Raw genomic sequence first — 17067 nt, 5'->3', positions numbered from 1 at the left:
TTGGATCAACGCATTTCGCTGATCACTCTGGGTGCCAAAGACCCCGATGCATTGGCGGCCTTTTATGACGCGCTTGGTTGGTCGCGAGAGGACAGCCCAGATGGCGTGATCGCCTATGATCTGATCGGTCAGACATTGGGCATTTACCCGCTGGAAAAGCTGGCCGAGGACATTGGCCTGCCGGCTGAAGAACTCGGGTGCGGGGCGTCCACTTTTTCCCACAACGTGCCCAACAAGGAAGACGTGGCGCCGTTGTTGTCCAAGGCCGAAGCCGCAGGCGGGCGGGTGCTGAAACCGGCGCATGATATTTTCTGGGGCGGGCATATCGGGTACTTCGCCGACCCCGAAGGGCATATCTGGGAGGTGGCCCATAACCCGTTCTCCGCGCTGGGGCCAAGGGGCGAATTTCGCTGGAACGGATACGGCTGATGCGCAAACCGGCCAGCATGTGGAGCCTAGAGACCTTTGGCCGGGTGCGTCTGTCTAGATATTTCTACATGCGGGATTTCATGTATTCGGAGATTTCAGGATTTCATGGTCTGCCGAACGTCCCGGAAAACCCTGATCTGGTGATCGAGAATGGCAAGGCGTTTTGCACGGCCCTGCTCGACCCTTTGGAACAGACATTTGGCCGGGTGGCTGTCCGGTCGGGCTATCGCGCGCCAGATCTGAACCGCTACGGCAATGAAAACCGGCTGAATTGCGCGCGCAACGACAACCCCTTGGAATGCCATATCTGGGATCGCGGTGTTGGCGATGCGGCCATTGCCGGTGCTTCGGTGGTGATCCCGTGGTTCGCGGACCGCTATGCCGAGGGGCGTGACTGGCGCGATCTGGCGTGGTGGATACATGACCATCTGCCCTATTCAGAGATGTGGTTTTTTCCCAAGCTGGCGGCGTTCAACCTTGTCTGGCGGCCCAAACCGCTGCGCACAATCTCCAGTTATATCGCGCCGCGCGGGACTCTGTTGAAGGCAGGGGAGGCGCCATTGATCACTTTGGCGGAGCGGCAAAAAGCCTATGCTGATTTTCCGCCGTTCAAAGGCATTGCCTTGCCGCTTTGACACGCGCCGCATTGCGGGATGGCCCGCGCGTGCTATAGCTAGGAAAACAGGCAGGCAGGGCAAAATGACCCAGTATTCAGATGATTGCATGGTGATCTATAGTTGAACCGCTGGTTCTTCTGCCCGGAATGATGTGCGATGCGCGCTTGTTTGGGCCACAGATCGCTGAATTGTCGTCGGAAATGCCGATCATGGTCGCTCCGGTAACGCAAGGCGAACGGGTGGAGGAAATTGCCTCAAGCTTGCTTGAGATGCTGCCAAGGCGGTTTGCCTTGCTGGGCAGTGATCTGGGGGCGATTGTTGCGATGGAAATTCTGCGCCGCGCAGAAGGCCGCGTTTCGCGCCTAGCCCTGATGGGGGCCAATCCGCTGGCGGAAACGCCGGTGATGGCGGCCAACCGCGAGCCCGAGATCGTCAAGGCGCGATCGGGGCGGATGTCCGAAGTGATGCGCACGGCCCTGTCCCCAGACCATCTTGCCCCCGGTCCACAGCGGATGGAAGTGATGGCGCTGGTGGCGGATATGGCCGAAGTGCTGGGCGCTGATGTGTTCATCCGGCAATCACGGGCGATGCAGCGCCGGCGGGATCAACAATCGGTTCTGCGGAAATGCAAAGTCCCTTCGCTGGTGCTGTGCGGGGTGCATGATGCGTTGTGCCCGGTCAAACGGCACAGCTTTATGGCGGAGCTGATCCCGTCTGCCAAGCTGACCGTGCTGGAAAACTCCGGCCATTATCCGATGTTGGAACAGCCGATGGAAACCACTGCGGCGCTGCGCGAATGGATGGGGCTGCCGGTGATCTTGCGGTAGGGTGGCGTTAGCCAATTAGATTTGTGCGGGTTTCTTTGGTCAGAACCGTTACGGGGGCCGTGGGCGTTCGCGTTTTGATATCAAAGAAGGGCGTGTTTCTCCAACGGCCGGTCAGCCGGGCGATCACGCCACGCCATAGGACACCCCCGAACAATGCCAGTTTTCCCTGATGTTGGCTGGTGCCGTCGGGTTGAGGGACAAATGCTTGCGCTTTCACCGGCCCGATGGCCGTGGCGTCTGCCAACCGCCGGGTGATAAGCGCCGCCAATGGTATCTTGGGGCTGCGTAATGTGGTGAATAGTGCCGCATTGCAGCATGCCGCGCGCCAGCGCAGGATGTTTTTGAGACCGAAGGAAAAGACCGCAAGCTGGTCTTGCCCTTGCTGAAAGCTAATTTTGTCCGGTGTTGTCTGAAACAGGGTCACGCCCTGATCACCGGGATCAGGATCACCTGTATAGATCATCGCGGCCCGGCACGAGCTGCAAAAACAGCGGACGTGGGTACCGGCATCGGGGGCCGCATCATGCAAGGTGCCTTTCACCTGACCGCACCGGCAGGAGAAAGGCAGATCGGTCAATGGATCAGGCCGCCTTGGTTTTCTTGGCTGGCTTTGCGGCAGGTTTGCCTTCGTTGGCGTCGATGAAGTTCAACACCAATGGGCGGATGTTGTTGCGCCAGCTTTTGCCTGCAAAGATGCCGTAGTGGCCCGCGCCTTCTTCGACGTGGTTGGCTTTTTTGCTGTCCGGCAGGCCGGTCAACAGGTCCAGCGCGGCAACACATTGGCCGGGTGCGGAAATGTCATCCTCGGAGCCTTCGACGGTTTTCACCGCAACCGTTGTAATCTTGCCGATGTCCACTTTCTTGCCCGCAACAGTGAAGTTGTTGCTGGCGATTTCGCCGGCTTTGAAGATTCGCTCAACCGTGGAAAGATAGAACTCGGCGGTCATGTCCATCACGGCAAGGTATTCATCATAAAACTTGTTGTGCTTGTCGTGCTCATGGGCCTCATCGCGCATCACGCGGGAGATCTGGTTCTTGAAAGCGTCCATATGGGTCTCGCTGTTCATCGAGATGAAGGAGGCCAATTGCAGGAGGCCAGGGTAAACCATGCGGCCTACACCCTTGTATTTAAAGCCGACCCGCTGGATCATCGATTCCTCAAGCTGGCCCATCGTGACCCGGCGGCCAAAGTCCGTCACATCTGTGGCGGCGGCGTTGGGGTCGATCGGACCACCGATCAATGTCAGGGAGCGCGGCTGCGCATCGGGGTCTTCTTCGGCCAGATAAGCCGTCGCGGCCAGCGCCAGCGGGGCAGGTTGGCACACAGCGATCACATGGGTTTCCGGGCCCAGCTCGCGCAGGTAGTCGACCAGATACAATGTGTAATCTTCGATGTCGAATTTGCCGGCGCTGACTGGAATGTCGCGCGCGTTGTGCCAATCTGTAATGTAGACGTCACAATCGGGCAGCAAGCTGATCACGGTTGAGCGCAGCAAAGTTGCGTAGTGGCCGGACATTGGTGCCACCAATAGGACGCGCCGCTTTTTGTCGGTGCGGCCCTGAACGCGGAAATGAATGAGATCGCCAAAATCGCCCTCTACCACGGTTTCGGTTGTCACCAACCGGTCCTGACCGTTGGCCCCGACGAAGGGAGGAATGTTCCAATCGGGTTTCACCACCATCCGCGAGAACGTACGTTCCGTCACTTCGCCCCAAGCGGCCATCCATTCAAGCGTAGGGTTTGGAAACATCGAAAAAGCAGGGTAGGATGCCATGGCAAGTGCAGAGGCGCCGAGCCACTGATTGGTGTTCCGAAAGGTTTCCATCAGGTCGTAAGTAGCCATGTAGCGCATGAAGGGTGTCCTCGTTGTGAGCCCGTTGCCAGTTATTTTGTCACAGTCCTCAAGGAGAGGCGTGATGTTATGCTGCAGGTGCGAAGATAGGAGCAAAAGGTTAAGATGACAACTGAAACCACGGAAGAGGGCACGCCAACTGAGGCTTCGTTGTCGCGGATGGCCGAAAATTTAAAGAAAGTGGAGGAGCTGACGGCGCGTTTGACCGAGGTCATGACCCATCGCAAGACCCATCAGCAATCCCTTGACGGCCCGAATCAAGAGCTGTTTTCCAAGGCTGCACAGTCCTATATGGCCGAAGCGGTGCAAAACCCGGCCAAGCTGATGGAACATCAGATGGGGTACTGGGCCAAGACCGTGACCCACTTCATGGAGGCGCAGCAGGCGCTGGCGAAGGGCTCATTTGTCGCACCCGAAGACAAGACGGGAGGGGATCGCCGCTTTACCAATCCGCTTTGGGAAACGCATCCCTATTTCAATTTTGTCAAACAACAGTACCTGATCAATTCCGAAGCCTTGTCGCAGGCCGTTGAAGATATCACCGATATGGAGCCCCGCGAGAAACAGCGGCTGTCCTATTTCAGCCGCCAGATCATCGACATGATGAGCCCGACCAATTTTCTGGCCACCAACCCGGATGCCCTTGAACGCGCGGTCGAGACCGAGGGTGAGAGCCTGATCAAGGGCTTGGAAAACCTGATCTCGGATTTGGAGGCCAATGATGGTGAACTGATCGTGCGGCTTGCGGATGAAAAGGCGTTTGAGTTGGGCCGCAACATCGCCACTACGCCGGGCAAGGTTGTGTTCCGCAACAAGATGTTTGAGTTGATTCAATACACCCCCAGCACGGAAGAGGTACATGCCACGCCGCTGGTTGTGTTCCCGCCCTGGATCAACAAGTTCTATATTCTGGATCTCAAGGCCCAGAACTCATTGGTCAAATGGGTCGTCGATCAGGGCTACACCTTGTTCATGGTGTCTTGGGTCAACCCGGATGCGGCCTACCGCGATATCGGTATGGAAGATTACGTCGAAGACGGTTATCTGGCCGCGATCGCAGAGGCCAAGAAAATCACCGGACAGAAACAGGTCAACGCCGTTGGCTATTGCATTGCGGGCACAACGCTGTCGCTGACCCTGTCTTTGCTGAAACAACGCGGCGATACCTCGATCAAATCGGCGACATTCTTTACCGCGCTCACGGATTTTTCCGATCAGGGAGAATTCCAGCCTTTCCTGACGGATGACTTTATTGACGGGATAGAGGCCGAGACCGCAGACAAAGGCGTGTTGCCCTCTGTGATCATGGCACGGACGTTCTCGTTCTTGCGGTCCAATGATCTGGTCTACGGGCCCGCGGTGAAAAGCTATATGATGGGGGAGACCCCGCCCGCCTTTGATCTGCTGTATTGGAACGGGGACGGGGCGAACCTGCCGGCCAAGATGGCGATGCAATATCTGCGCGGCCTGTGCCAACGCAATGAGCTGGCCGATGGCGGCTTTGATCTGATGGGGCACCATCTGGAACTGGGCGATATTGACGTGCCGCTTTGCGCCATTGCCTGCGAGACCGATCACATCGCGCCCTGGAAGGACAGCTATCGCGGCGTGCAAAAGATGGGGTCGGAGAACAAGACCTTTATCATGACGCAGTCGGGACACATCGCGGGGATCGTCAACCCGCCGTCCAAGAAAAAATATGGCCATTACACCAATGATGATCTGGGCCTCGATCATGCCGACTGGCTTGAAGGGGCAAAGTTCCACGAAGGGTCTTGGTGGCCGCGGTGGGAGAAATGGCTGAAAAAGCGGTCTGGCAAGATGATTCCCGCCCGTTTCCCCGGCGATGATGGCCACATCATTCTATCAGATGCCCCTGGAGAATATGTGGCGAAAAAGGCAAAGCTTTGATTTTGATGACTTTTGGAGCTTGGTCCAGATTTATGCTGCGGTGCAGAAAAAATACTTGAAATGCCGCGCTGCAGCATCTATATCCTTTAGCAGACGCAGAAAGGCGGAGCATCCGCCAAGCACAAACCAGAGCTTAAGGATACTTGAAATGACTAAGACACCAGACATGACCGCAATGTTCAAAGACGTAATGGGTTCTTTCCCAGTGGATACAGCCGCAATGGAAGACGCATTCAAAACATCTGCGACACTGAATGAAAAACTGTCCGGCGTTGCCCTGACAGCTGTTGAGAAATCTACCGAGATTTCCAGCAAGTGGACAAAAGACACACTGGCGAAAATGGCAGATATGTCCAAAGCCAAAGCAGAGCCAGCCGACTACGCAAAAGCCATGACCGATTTCGCGTCTGCTTCTGCTGAAACAGCGGCCGAGCACATGGCGGCATTCGCCGAGATCGCCAAGAAAGTCCAGATGGACACTGTCGAGCTGATGATGGCTGCCGGCAAAGACATGCAGGAAGACGCAACAGCAGCCGTTAAAAAAGCGTCCAACGACGTTCAGGCCGCGGCGAAAAAAGCCACTGCGAAGTAAGACGGAATAGACCTCACATCACTTCCTCCCCTTAGGGTGTGAGGGCAGGGCGGGCTCATTGAGCCCGCCCTTTCTTTTTGTGCAACACTCCCATAAGCTGCAATGCAGCACGTAATCTGGGAGGACCAACCGTGGCGGATAAACCCAAGCCATTGCTTATCAAACGCTATGCGTCTCGGCGGCTTTATAATACGGAAACCAGCGACTATGTGACGCTCGAAGATATTGCGGGATTTATCCGCGACGGGCGCGAGGTGCAGATCGTTGATCTGAAGTCGGGCGATGACCTGACGCGGCAGTATCTGCTTCAAATCATTGCAGAACACGAAAGCCGCGGCGAATCTGTTTTGCCGGTCGAGGTGCTGAATGATCTGGTGCGCAGCTATATGTCCGGTGATGTATCTGTGGTGCCGCAGTTCTTGCAGGCCTCATTTGACATGCTCCGGGACGGGCAGGCGCGGGTGATGGAAAATATGTCTTCCATGAACCCGATGGCAAAGATGCCGGGGCTGGACGTTATGCAAGCGCAGCAGCAGGCCTTTATGAAGGCGATGACGGGCAATTGGAGTGGCGGCACCACACCCGAAGCGCCCTCGGCGGCCAAGGCTGATGGCCCGGATCAAGGCGAAGATCTGGACGCAATCAAACGGCAGTTGGCGGAGCTTCAGGACAAACTGTCAAAGTTGAAGTGATCCAAAGGACGCGCGGCGGGGTCGCGCGGCATGTTTTTCGGGATATGCATTGATCTGGGCCCACCTGTGCACCGGCGGCGCGGGTTGTACCGGTGGGATTGAGTTTTTCTTGCCAAATGAAGCAGGGGTCAGGCGGCCGCCTCTTTGGTTGCGTGGTCCAGCGCCTTGAGCAGCACCGCACAGACCGCATCCAATTGATCAAGGCTCAGTTGAACCGGTAAGCGCACGTCGCAGGCCCGCATCAGCATAGCGCGGGTTTGGGGCAGGTCGGGCAGATCGGGGATGAACTGCCAGTTCCAGAACGCGCGGGCGTTGTCGTCTGACATCCCGAAGACCTGAACCTTGACGCCCATGTCGGCGGCGGTTTGGGCAAATTGCGCAACTGCATTGTCTGACATTCCAATGAGATTGAATTGGATGGAATCGGGTGCCCGTGTTTCGGGCGCCAGCGGCGCGGGCACGTCGATCCGGGCGGTGCGCGACAGCCGGGCGGCGACGTAATCATGGTTGCGCAACCCATCTGCAGTACGGCGGGGCAATTCGGCCAGCTGCGGGCGGATCACGGCAGCGGCGAGGTTTGACATGCGCAGATTGTAGAGCGGCAATTGGTTTTGCCAGCGGGCAAAGGCAGAGTGCAGGGCAGCATGTTTCTTCCAATTGTGTTCATAGGCGCCGGACATGATGATCGCCCGTGCAACCAGATCTGCATCGTCTGTGATCAGAATACCGCCTTCGCCTGCGTTGATCATTTTGTAAGACTGGAACGAAAAGCAGCCGATTTTGCCCAGGGTGCCGATTTTCCGGCCATGCCAAAGGGTGCCGAGGGAATGTGCGGCATCTTCAATCACGGGAATATCTGCATCTGCACAGAGGGTCAGGATGGCATCCATGTCCGAGGTGTGGCCGCGCATGTGGCTGATAATCACCGCCTGAACTGAGGGGAGTTTTTCCGCAAAATCGTCGACATTGATGCGGTAATTGTCGGCAACCTCACACAGCACGGGGCGGCATCCGGCATGGATCACTGCGGAGGGCACTGCGGCAAAGGTGAAGCCGGGGATCAGCACACGGGCCTCTGCCGGCAGGTCCAGCGCCTTGAGAGACAGAAACAGCGCCGCAGAGCAGGACGAGACCGCAAGCGCATAGGTGCTGCCCATCATTTGCGCAAAATCCCGTTCCAGCAGGGACACCGGAGCGTCCGATGTGGCGGTATAGCGGAACAGATCGCCGTCTTGCAGAATACGGTTCAGATCGTTTTGGGCAGCTGTTGGGATGGCTTCGGCCTGGTGCAGGTCGGGCAGTGACATATTTCAAGAATCCGAATTGTTGTTTTCGAATTTGTAAAACAATTGCGGGAACAGACCAAGGGCCAAGCGAAGCCGCCCTGTTGAACGCTAGTTGGGGTTTGATCAGATGCCCAACCGGTCGCGCAGGGAATACCAGGTCATGGCGAGCACCAGCAGCGGGTTGCGCAGCGCCGCGCCGCCGGGGAAGGGGCGGGTCGGGATCGCAGCCATTGTGTCAAAGCCGTCGCTGTCGCCTTGAATCGCGCGGGCCATCAACGCGCCTGCGTGGGTTGCCGTGCCGACGCCGTGGCCGGAATAGCCGGAGGCAGACAGGATGTTGGGGGCCACCCGTGCCACATAGGGCAGGCGTTTCATGGTGATGCCCAGCGTACCGCCCCAGGCGTAATCGATGGGGATGTCCTTGAGATGCGGAAAAATCTCGGTCATGGGTTTGCGGACTTTGGCCGCGATGTCTGTGGGGAAGCGATAGCCATAGCTTTCGCCACCACCAAACAGCAGCCTGCCATCGTGGGACAGACGGAAATAGTTGACGACAAAGCGGCTGTCGGCCACGGCCACGTCGCGGGGCAGCACGTCCTTGATGCCACTCCCCAAGGGGGCGGTGGCGGCGATGAAATTGTTGATCGGCATCACCCGCGCCGCCACTTTGCGGTTCAGCCCGCCAAGATAGCCGTTGCAGGCAAGGATCACGTGGTCGGCCTCGATCCGGCCTGCGTCGGTTTGAACAGTGGTTTTGCAACCTTCGGTGATGTGGTGGGCCGGGCTGGTTTCGAAGATACGCACCCCCGCGGCGGCGGCGGCCTTTGCCAGACCCAGCGCGTAGTTCAGCGGGTGCAGATGCGCCGCGCCCATGTCCAGAACCCCGCCCAGATAATCCGGTGAGGGGCAGACCGACTGCAATGCCGTGTGATCCAGCGTTTCGATCTGGTCATAACCATAGCGGCTTTGCAGATGGTCCGCATAGGCGTGCAGATGCTTCAGATCGCCCTTGTCCGAGGCTGTCCAGGCCACGCCGGGCTTTAGGTGGCAGTCGATATCGTGTTTTCTGATCAAGCTCTTGACCAGATCCTTGGCCTCTTCCCCCATTTGCCACAGGGTCGCGGCATGGGGATCGCCCAGCATCTTTTCCAGCGCGTCTTGCTCGACCCGCTGGCCGCTGCCCAATTGCCCGCCATTGCGCCCTGATGCGCCAAAGCCGACCCGCTGGGCATCGATCAGAATCACGTCACGGCCCGCCTGGGCCAAGTGCAGGGCGGCAGACAATCCGGTATAGCCGCCGCCAATCACACAGACGTCCGCCTTTTGCGCCCCCTTCAAGGTGGGAAAGCGATCCATCGGCGTGGCGGTCGCGGCGTACCAGCTGTCTGGATACGCGCCGCGCCGGTCATTGGCATAAAGCAGGTTCACTTCCGTCACCTTTTGTTGGTCTGGGGGCGTCAGACGTTCATCAGCAGGTGTTCACGTTCCCAAGGGGAGATGACCTGCAAGAACTCGTCATATTCGGCGCGTTTCACGATCGAATAGACGCGGGCGAATTCGGTGCCAAGAACGCTGTGCAGCGCGGTGGCTTCGTCAAACAGATCAAGGGCAGAGCCGAGAACCTGTGGGATATCGCCATCGCCATCATAGGCATCGCCTTTGAATTCGTCCGCCGGGGCTTTGCCCTCGGTCAGGCCCAGATATCCGCAGGCGAGTGACGCCGCGATGCCCAGATAGGGGTTGCAATCCATGCCGGCGAGGCGGTTTTCCACACGCCGCGCCGCCGGGCCGGAAAGCGGCACACGAATGCCCGTGGTGCGATTGTCGCGCCCCCATTCGAGGTTGATTGGTGCTGCGTGGTCTTTGACATAACGCCGATAGCTGTTCACATAGGGCGCAATCACTGCCAGCGCATCTGGCATGTGGTTTTGCAGCCCCGCGATGAAGTGCATAAAGGCAGGCGTTTCAGATCCGTCTTCGGCGGAAAAAATGTTCTTGCCGGTCTTTGTATCCAACACCGAATGGTGAATATGCATGGCTGATCCCGGTTCATCCTCGATGGGTTTGGCCATAAAGGTGGCATAACAATCGTGGCGCAGGGCCGCTTCGCGGATCAGACGTTTGAAATAGAACACCTCATCGGCCAGTTTCACCGGATCGCCGTGCAGCAGGTTGATCTCGAGCTGGCCTGCGCCGCCTTCTTGTGTGATGCCGTCGATTTCAAATCCCTGCGCCTCGGCAAAATCGTAAATGTCGTCGATGACGGGGCCAAATTCGTCCACGGCGGTCATCGAATAGGCCTGCCGCGCAGCGGCGGGGCGGCCAGAGCGGCCAATCATCGGTTTGATTTCCTGGGCCGGATCAAGGTTGCGGGCCACGAGGAAGAATTCCATCTCGGGGGCCACAACCGGCTCCCAGCCCTTGTCTCGATAAAGTTGTACCACCCGTTTGAGGACGTTCCGGGGCGAGAAGGGCACCGGATTGTCATCGCGATCATAGGCGTCGTGGATCACTTGCAAGGTCCAATCCCCGGTCCAGGGCGCCGCGGTTGCGGTCTCCATGTCGGGCTTGAGGATCATGTCCTTTTCGATGAAACCTTCATCTCCTGCGGCTTCGCCCCAATTGCCAGTGATGGTTTGGTAGAAAATGCTGTCGGGAAGGTGAAAGTATTCCTGCCGCGCAAATTTGCTGGCCGGGACAGCCTTGCCTCGGGCGATGCCGGGCAGGTCGGGGATCACACATTCCACTTCATCAAGACGCCGGTCGGTCAGATATTCCGCTGCGGCTTTTGGAAGGTTTTGGGTCCAGTCGGCCATCAGGCCCTCTCTTTCTGCTTGGTCTTGAAGAATGTCGCGATTTGGTCAGCGATGTCCTGATTGTGCAGGGGCGCCCCAAGTTCTTTTGCGGCGGCGGCAAGTTGGTCGTCCGGCACAACCCCTTTGCCCCGTGTCTTGATCAGCCCGTCTATGAAGGCATGGCCAAATTCGGGGTGCGGTTGAATGGTCCAGATCCGGTCATCGTAGACCAGCGCCGCGTTTTTGCAAAAGTCGGTGGAGCCGATCACTTCTGCACCTTCAGGCAGGGCTGTGACCTGATCCTGATGCCATGCGTTCAGTGCCAGCCTGCGCCCGTCGATGTCATATTCGGTGCGGCCAACAGACCAGCCGCCATCGAATTTCTCAACCTTGCCACCCAATGCCTGTGCGATCACCTGATGGCCAAAGCAGATGCCAACCATCGGGCGGTGGGCGGCATAGCTTTCGCGGATGAATTCTTCGAGCGGCGCAATCCAATCGTGATCTTCATAGGCGCCGTGCTTGGATCCGGTGATCAGCCAGCCATCGGCTTGATCCAGACTGTCGGGGAAAACACCGTCCACGACAGACCAGACCTCGAAATCAAAGCCGTGCCCAGCCAGCAACTTGGGAAACATTTCGCCATAGTTGCCCAGTTCGTCTTTCAGCTCATCCGGTGAATGACCGGCCTGTAGAATACCAATCTTCATGTTCCTGCCTTACACGGTATCGAGGTAAATTTCGACCTGCTCTTGCGGGGTCAGCTCGGCCATATAGTGGACCTCCTGCCGCTTGGTCAGGACAAAGTTGCGGATCAACTCAGGCGCAAAAATCCGCGCTACGGCGGGGTCTTTTTCAAACAGATCAATGGCCGAAGACCAGTCGCCGGGGATTTGCGGCAGATCGGCGGCATAGGCGTTCCCGGTGATCGGTGCGGGCGGCTCAAGGCCGTCATCGATGCCATTGATCGCCGCACCAAGGACGGCCGCCAGCATCAGATAGGGATTCACGTCGCCGCCCGACACGCGGTGCTCGATCCGGCGCGCCTTGTGATTGCCCGACGGGATGCGGATGGAGGAGGTGCGGTTCTCATAGGCCCAGCTGACGCCCGTGGGCGCGTGGCTGCCCGGCACCATCCGGTCAAAACTGTTGGCATGGGGTGCAAAGACAAGTGCGGAGCCGGGCATCGCCTGCATACAGCCCGCAACGGCGTGGCGCATCATATCCGTGCCTTCATCGCCGCCGTTGTCAAAGACATTGTTGCCGTCCTGATCAAGCACCGAAAAATGTGTGTGCAGGCCAGAGCCGGGATAATCTTCGTAAGGTTTGGCCATGAAAGACGCGGCAAAGCCATGGCGCCGGGCCAGACCTTTGACCAGCATCTTGAACAGCCAGGCGTCATCCGCCGCCCGCAACGCATCATCGCAATGCATCAGGTTGATCTCGAACTGGCCCAGACCCGCCTCACTGATCGCGGTGTCGGCAGGAATGTCCATTTCCTCACAGGCGTCGTAGAGATCGGTAAAGAAGGCATCAAACTGATCCAGTGCACGAATCGACAGGGTCTCTGCCGCCTTGCGCCGCTTGCCAGAGCGCGGAGAGATCGGGATTTGCAGGTTGCGACCCGAATCGTCGATCAGGAAAAACTCAAGCTCGACCGCGCACACCGGGGTGAGACCGCGTGCCTTGAACCGGTCCAGAACCGCCCGCAAAGCATGGCGCGGATCACCGCCATAGGGGCGGCCATCCTCATGAAACATCCAGATCGGCAGCAGGGCGGAGGGCGCATCGAGCCATGGCATCGGCATAAAGCCACGCTCAGTCGGTTTGAGAACGCCATCACGGTCGCCGGTTTCAAACACCAGTGGGCTGTCGTCGATGTCTTCGCCCCAGATATCAAGGCTGAGGACCGAGAAAGGAAAACGGGTGCCTTCGGTTGTGACCTTATCGGCAAAGCGGGTGGGAATACGTTTGCCGCGCGGCTGGCCATTGAGATCAGCGGCAGCCACACGGATTGTGCGGACTTGAGGATGTTTGCGGAGCCAATTGTTCATAACACACCTGAAAAGGCGGTGGGCATACGCCGCTCTGTTCGGGCGTGATGGGCTACATCACGGTCCAAAAGGCACCCGCCGCCCACGCGCCGGATAATTTGATCAAATTCTGGATACTACCGGATCAGATTGGGACGCAAGCGAATTTTGCGTTTTGCTGCTTGCGGCAAATGCCGGTTCAGCCGCGCATTGATCACACCAAAGATCGAAATCACGATGATCGTCAGCAAGATGAAATAGCCCGCAAGGATCGGATAGGGGACAAATGGGTTAAAGGTTTTGTCGGCAAAATAGCTGGCGTAATAAAGCGCGTCACCGCGCTGCTGCCATGCCGGGAAGCCACTGAAAAACACCAGCGTTGTGGCATGGAACAGAAAGATAGCCTCATTGGTGTAGGCCGGCCAAGCAAGGCGCAGCATCGTGGGCCAGATCACCCTGCGGAAGCGGTTCCAACCAGACAGACCATAGGCATCGGCGGCCTCGACATCGCCCTTGGGGATGGATTGCAACGCGCCATAAAAAATCTCGCCGGAATAAGCGGCGGTGTTGAGGAACAATACAATCAACGCGCCCAGCCACGCGGCAGTGAAGGGGTTGAAGAAGGCAAAGTGGCTTTTCAGCGTGAGAAAGAAAAAATACCCGAAAAAGAACTGGATAAACAGCGGCGAGCCGCGAAACAGGAAGATAAACCACTCGGACGGTTTGCGCAGCCAGGGGTTCGGGCTGGCCTTTCCGAGGGCCACCAGGGTGGCAAAGAAAAAGCCGCTGACAAGGGCAAAAATACCAAAATAGATGTTCCAGATCATGCCCGATCCGATCAGCGTGAACTGATCGCACAGAGTGAAATTGTCACGCGGCAAAAGCCGTTCACCAATCCCAAGGGAGCGCAGGCCGTAATCCTGAATTGTCTGCCAACAGCTCATGCCGCTTTCCTTTGTGCTTCGCCGCCGGTGGTTGCCTGTCCATGGGTGAGGCGTGCCATGATCCGGTCAAGCACGATTTCGGAGAACCGAGTGAACAGCAAGTAAAAGACCAATAGCGCAAGGAAGTACCACATGCGCCAGTCGCCATGGGGATAGTCGGTAAAGCGGGGGGTCTTGGAACCGCCCAATTCCCGCGCCCAATAGACGATGTCCTCAACACCCAAAAGGAACAGCAGCGGTGTGGCTTTGATCAAAACCATCCAGAGGTTGCTGAGGCCGGGCAGGGCAAAAACCCACATTTGCGGCACCAACACGCGCCAGAACGTCTGGCGCTGTGACATCCCGTAAGCCTCGGCGGTTTCAAGCTGGGCGCGAGGCACGGCCCGCATGGCGCCGAACAGAACGTTGGCAGCAAAAGCGCCAAACACGATGGCAAAGGTCACAACCGCAATGCCGAAACCATAGCTTTCGTGCACCCATTGCGGCGCACTGCTCAGCGGCATTTTTGCGGCCTGACAGACCACAAAATCATTGCCCTGCCGAATGGGTTCCTCCCAATCGGGGCAGAGCACCTTGTGGCGCAGATATTCAATGGCCTGATCAAGTGCGATTACAAAGAACAGGAAAAATGCGATGTCGGGCACTCCGCGCACCAGCGCGATATAGGTCTTGCCAAACCAGCGCAGCGGAAAGAACGATGACCGCGCCGCAGAGGCCCCGGCAAATCCAAAGGCAAGCGCAACAGGTGCGGTGATCGCCAAAAGTGTCAGCACGGTCACGACGGACCAATACAATGACATATGCTTGCCCGTGGTCAGGTAGCAACTGAGCCAGCGAAAGCCTTCTAGCTGGCTGGGGTCTGCGCAATATTCGAAAATGGTGGCACCTGTGGATGCTGTAGAAGTTGTGTTATATCAAAAGGTAAGGGGAGGGCGCGATGCCCTCCCCCTGATTGGTTTAGTAAGTCGCGGTTTCGTCGCCGAACCATTTTTTCAACATGGCGTTCAGCGAACCATCCGCTTTCATTGCGGTGATCGCTGCGTCGAACTTTGTTTTCAGCTCGGTGTCGCTTTCGCGCAGGCCCATGCCGATGCCGCCGCCCAATGGAACGTCTGGCCCAACAAACATCAGCTCACCGCCGGAGGCTTCGACCAGCGGCGCGAGGTAGTCTTTGTCCGCGAACACGGCGTCTGCTTCGCCCTTGCGCACGGCGGCCACGGTTTCTTCCGGCGTTGCAAATTCAACCAGCTGAGCGCCGCTTGCCGCAATGTGACCGGCCTGAATTGTGGATGTCTGTGCGGCAACCACACCGGATTCCAGATCCGCACCCTCGGAAGCTGCAACATAGGCAGAGGCGGTGGGCGGGAAATAGTCCTGAGTGAAATCAATGACTTCGTCGCGCTCATCGGTGATGCTCATGCCGGCCATGATGGTGTCATAGTTGCTTGAGACGAGGTTGGGGATGATGCTGTCCCACTCGTTTGTGACCCATTCGCACGTCAGCTCAGCGCGTTTGCACAGCTCATTGCCCAGCTCGATTTCAAAGCCGTCAATTTTGCCGTCATCATTGAGATAGTTGTACGGAGGGTAGGCGCCTTCGGTGCCCATGCGGATGGTTTTGCCTTCTGCGAAAGCCATCGTGCCGGTGAGCGCCAGCGCTGCCGTAGCGAGGATAATCTTTTTCATGAGTAGTCTCCCGTTTGGTTTTTTTAGTTTACGAAGGTTGGGTCGCCGAAAGGAACCCGCGCAGTCGTTCGGATTTGGGTGCGCCAAAAACAGCCTCCGGCGCCCCTTGTTCTTCGATCAGGCCCTGATGCAGGAACACCACCGTGTCCGACACATCCGCGGCCAGTTTCATATCATGGGTCACAATCATCATGGTACGGCCTTCGGCGGCCAGATCCTTGATCACTTTGACAACTTCCTGTTCCAGCTCGGGGTCAAGGGCCGAGGTCGGTTCATCAAAAAGCAGCGCCTCAGGCTCCATGCAGAGCGCCCGTGCAATCGCCGCGCGTTGTTGCTGGCCGCCCGACAATTGCGCCGGATAGACATCACATTTGTCGCCAATGCCAACCTTGTCGAGATAGGCGCGGGCGGATTTTTCCACCTCGGCGCGGTCACGGCCCAGCACCGTCAACGGCGCTTCCATCACGTTCTGCAAGATCGACATATGCGCCCAGAGGTTAAACTGCTGAAACACCATCGACAGGTTGGTGCGGATGCGCAGCACCTGTTTGGCATCGGCGGGGCGGCGGCCATGGCCGGTGCCTTTCCACGCGACGGGCTCGCCCTTGAAGATCACTTCGCCCTGTTGGCTGTCCTCAAGCAAGTTACAGCACCGCAGCAGGGTCGATTTGCCCGAACCGGACGAGCCGATCAGCGAAATCACATGGCCGCGCTCGGCGGTGATACTCACCCCTTTGAGAACCTCCAATGCGCCATAAGCCTTGTGGAGGTTGTTGATTTGGATGACCGGCGTTTGTGTGTTCACGTGGGGCGTGTCTCTTTTTTAGGCGTTTCGGTAGGTCATAAAGAGCCAAAACCAAAACAAATGCAACGCAGAGCTTTGCCTGCGGGCCGTTTCGATCACATTCCGCCCTGAAACCGGTTAGTTTGGCGTGTTTTCGATGCGTTTTCGGGCCATTGCGCTGTCCTTGTCGGTGATTCCCAGCAGGCTGGCCACCAGACGCAGCAGCGCGTTTTCCTCGTCAGAGCGGTTGCCATCGGCCAAAACCACCTGCCAAAGTGCCTCAATCACGGCCAGCCTGTTCTCATAGGCGACCGCGTCTTTGATGGCGCGGGTAAAGCGGACGGTGTCCGGCGCTTCGGTCTCAAGGGTTTCGGCGTCGTTGCGCAGGGCACGGGCCGCATCAGCATCCAGCCCATAGCGCTGCATCACGATCTGGTCGATCCGGCGGGATTCGCTGGCGGCATAATCGTTGTCGGACCGTGCGATTCGCACCAAGAGCGCAGTCAGCGCGAGGCGTGCGTCATCATCTGGCAGCGGGGCGGGATCAGGCTGGGTCAGCCGTTTTATAAAATCTGCAAACATGGGTGCGATATAGGACGCCTGACCGCGCAGGCCAAG

At 57.8% G+C, this 17067-nt stretch carries 18 protein-coding genes; 6 read left to right on the top strand and 12 right to left on the bottom strand.

What is annotated here, in order from left to right; all coding sequences use genetic code 11:
* The 3 genes from JNX03_RS07465 to JNX03_RS07455 all read left to right on the top strand — a co-directional run bounded on the left by JNX03_RS07465 (nt 1) and on the right by JNX03_RS07455 (nt 1873).
* Nucleotides 1-429 (top strand): VOC family protein, encoded by a 429-nt coding sequence (locus JNX03_RS07465; protein WP_203211761.1) that lies wholly within the window; start codon nt 1-3, stop codon nt 427-429.
* A gap of 17 nt (nt 430-446) precedes the next feature.
* The gene (locus JNX03_RS07460) at nt 447-1064 is read left to right on the top strand and encodes a hypothetical protein (RefSeq protein ID WP_203212174.1); all 618 of its coding nucleotides are present in this window, start codon (nt 447-449) and stop codon (nt 1062-1064) included.
* Between the two features lie 98 nt (nt 1065-1162).
* Nucleotides 1163-1873: an alpha/beta fold hydrolase gene (locus JNX03_RS07455; protein WP_244968377.1), complete on the top strand. Its 711-nt coding sequence runs from the start codon at nt 1163-1165 to the stop codon at nt 1871-1873.
* Nucleotides 1874-1880: 7 nt separating this feature from the next.
* Here JNX03_RS07455 and JNX03_RS07450 read toward each other — a convergent pair whose 3' ends face one another.
* Nucleotides 1881-2450 (bottom strand): DUF6151 family protein, encoded by a 570-nt coding sequence (locus JNX03_RS07450; RefSeq protein ID WP_203240743.1) that lies wholly within the window; start codon nt 2448-2450, stop codon nt 1881-1883.
* A gap of 4 nt (nt 2451-2454) precedes the next feature.
* Nucleotides 2455-3726, bottom strand: coding sequence for a polyhydroxyalkanoate depolymerase (gene phaZ, locus JNX03_RS07445; RefSeq protein ID WP_203211758.1), 1272 nt, complete (start codon nt 3724-3726; stop codon nt 2455-2457).
* A gap of 105 nt (nt 3727-3831) precedes the next feature.
* On the opposite strand from phaZ, the gene JNX03_RS07440 reads away from it, so the two are divergent.
* The 3 genes from JNX03_RS07440 to phaR all read left to right on the top strand — a co-directional run bounded on the left by JNX03_RS07440 (nt 3832) and on the right by phaR (nt 6921).
* Entirely contained in the window at nt 3832-5637 is a 1806-nt protein-coding gene (locus JNX03_RS07440) for a PHA/PHB synthase family protein (protein WP_203211757.1), read from the top strand.
* Nucleotides 5638-5785: 148 nt separating this feature from the next.
* Nucleotides 5786-6229 (top strand): phasin family protein, encoded by a 444-nt coding sequence (locus JNX03_RS07435; RefSeq protein WP_203212173.1) that lies wholly within the window; start codon nt 5786-5788, stop codon nt 6227-6229.
* Nucleotides 6230-6360: 131 nt separating this feature from the next.
* Entirely contained in the window at nt 6361-6921 is a 561-nt protein-coding gene (gene phaR / locus JNX03_RS07430) for a polyhydroxyalkanoate synthesis repressor PhaR (protein WP_203211756.1), read from the top strand.
* A 128-nt stretch (nt 6922-7049) separates the two neighbouring features.
* Here phaR and JNX03_RS07425 read toward each other — a convergent pair whose 3' ends face one another.
* The 10 genes from JNX03_RS07425 to JNX03_RS07380 all read right to left on the bottom strand — a co-directional run bounded on the left by JNX03_RS07425 (nt 7050) and on the right by JNX03_RS07380 (nt 17031).
* Nucleotides 7050-8228, bottom strand: coding sequence for a DegT/DnrJ/EryC1/StrS family aminotransferase (locus JNX03_RS07425; protein WP_203211755.1), 1179 nt, complete (start codon nt 8226-8228; stop codon nt 7050-7052).
* Between the two features lie 102 nt (nt 8229-8330).
* A complete protein-coding gene (locus tag JNX03_RS07420; protein WP_231024291.1) occupies nt 8331-9635 on the bottom strand; it encodes an NAD(P)/FAD-dependent oxidoreductase in 1305 nt (434 codons plus the stop codon).
* A gap of 29 nt (nt 9636-9664) precedes the next feature.
* A complete protein-coding gene (locus tag JNX03_RS07415) occupies nt 9665-11023 on the bottom strand; it encodes a glutamine synthetase family protein (RefSeq protein WP_203211754.1) in 1359 nt (452 codons plus the stop codon).
* Nucleotides 11023-11712: a type 1 glutamine amidotransferase gene (locus JNX03_RS07410; protein WP_203211753.1), complete on the bottom strand. Its 690-nt coding sequence runs from the start codon at nt 11710-11712 to the stop codon at nt 11023-11025. The genes JNX03_RS07415 and JNX03_RS07410 overlap by 1 nt, the downstream gene beginning before the upstream one ends.
* 9 nt (nt 11713-11721) lie before the next feature.
* Nucleotides 11722-13056, bottom strand: coding sequence for a glutamine synthetase family protein (locus JNX03_RS07405; protein ID WP_203211752.1), 1335 nt, complete (start codon nt 13054-13056; stop codon nt 11722-11724).
* A gap of 116 nt (nt 13057-13172) precedes the next feature.
* Nucleotides 13173-13979 (bottom strand): ABC transporter permease, encoded by an 807-nt coding sequence (locus tag JNX03_RS07400; RefSeq protein ID WP_203211751.1) that lies wholly within the window; start codon nt 13977-13979, stop codon nt 13173-13175.
* A complete protein-coding gene (locus JNX03_RS07395; protein WP_203212171.1) occupies nt 13976-14857 on the bottom strand; it encodes an ABC transporter permease in 882 nt (293 codons plus the stop codon). Before JNX03_RS07395 ends, JNX03_RS07400 begins: the two co-directional genes overlap by 4 nt.
* 79 nt (nt 14858-14936) lie before the next feature.
* Nucleotides 14937-15665: a transporter substrate-binding domain-containing protein gene (locus JNX03_RS07390; protein WP_203211750.1), complete on the bottom strand. Its 729-nt coding sequence runs from the start codon at nt 15663-15665 to the stop codon at nt 14937-14939.
* Between the two features lie 28 nt (nt 15666-15693).
* Nucleotides 15694-16470, bottom strand: coding sequence for an ABC transporter ATP-binding protein (locus tag JNX03_RS07385; protein ID WP_025047650.1), 777 nt, complete (start codon nt 16468-16470; stop codon nt 15694-15696).
* Nucleotides 16471-16587: 117 nt separating this feature from the next.
* Nucleotides 16588-17031: a TerB family tellurite resistance protein gene (locus JNX03_RS07380; protein WP_203211749.1), complete on the bottom strand. Its 444-nt coding sequence runs from the start codon at nt 17029-17031 to the stop codon at nt 16588-16590.
* Between the last annotated feature and the right edge of the window lie 36 nt (nt 17032-17067).

It is taken from the genome of Sulfitobacter mediterraneus (assembly GCF_016801775.1).
Lineage (GTDB): Bacteria > Pseudomonadota > Alphaproteobacteria > Rhodobacterales > Rhodobacteraceae > Sulfitobacter > Sulfitobacter mediterraneus_A.
Note: the sequence above shows the minus strand (reverse complement) of the source record. Positions and strands in the feature narration are given on the sequence as shown.

Bases quoted from the DNA above. Each gene is read 5' to 3' on its own strand.
- JNX03_RS07460 (WP_203212174.1), top strand. From the start codon at position 447: ATGTGGAGCCTAGAGACCTTTGGCCGGGTGCGTCTGTCTAGATATTTC.
- phaZ (WP_203211758.1), bottom strand. From the start codon at position 3,726: ATGCGCTACATGGCTACTTACGACCTGATGGAAACCTTTCGGAACACC.
- JNX03_RS07440 (WP_203211757.1), top strand. From the start codon at position 3,832: ATGACAACTGAAACCACGGAAGAGGGCACGCCAACTGAGGCTTCGTTG.
- JNX03_RS07435 (WP_203212173.1), top strand. From the start codon at position 5,786: ATGACTAAGACACCAGACATGACCGCAATGTTCAAAGACGTAATGGGT.
- JNX03_RS07425 (WP_203211755.1), bottom strand. From the start codon at position 8,228: ATGTCACTGCCCGACCTGCACCAGGCCGAAGCCATCCCAACAGCTGCC.
- JNX03_RS07415 (WP_203211754.1), bottom strand. From the start codon at position 11,023: ATGGCCGACTGGACCCAAAACCTTCCAAAAGCCGCAGCGGAATATCTG.
- JNX03_RS07410 (WP_203211753.1), bottom strand. From the start codon at position 11,712: ATGAAGATTGGTATTCTACAGGCCGGTCATTCACCGGATGAGCTGAAA.
- JNX03_RS07405 (WP_203211752.1), bottom strand. From the start codon at position 13,056: ATGAACAATTGGCTCCGCAAACATCCTCAAGTCCGCACAATCCGTGTG.
- JNX03_RS07400 (WP_203211751.1), bottom strand. From the start codon at position 13,979: ATGAGCTGTTGGCAGACAATTCAGGATTACGGCCTGCGCTCCCTTGGG.
- JNX03_RS07390 (WP_203211750.1), bottom strand. From the start codon at position 15,665: ATGAAAAAGATTATCCTCGCTACGGCAGCGCTGGCGCTCACCGGCACG.
- JNX03_RS07380 (WP_203211749.1), bottom strand. From the start codon at position 17,031: ATGTTTGCAGATTTTATAAAACGGCTGACCCAGCCTGATCCCGCCCCG.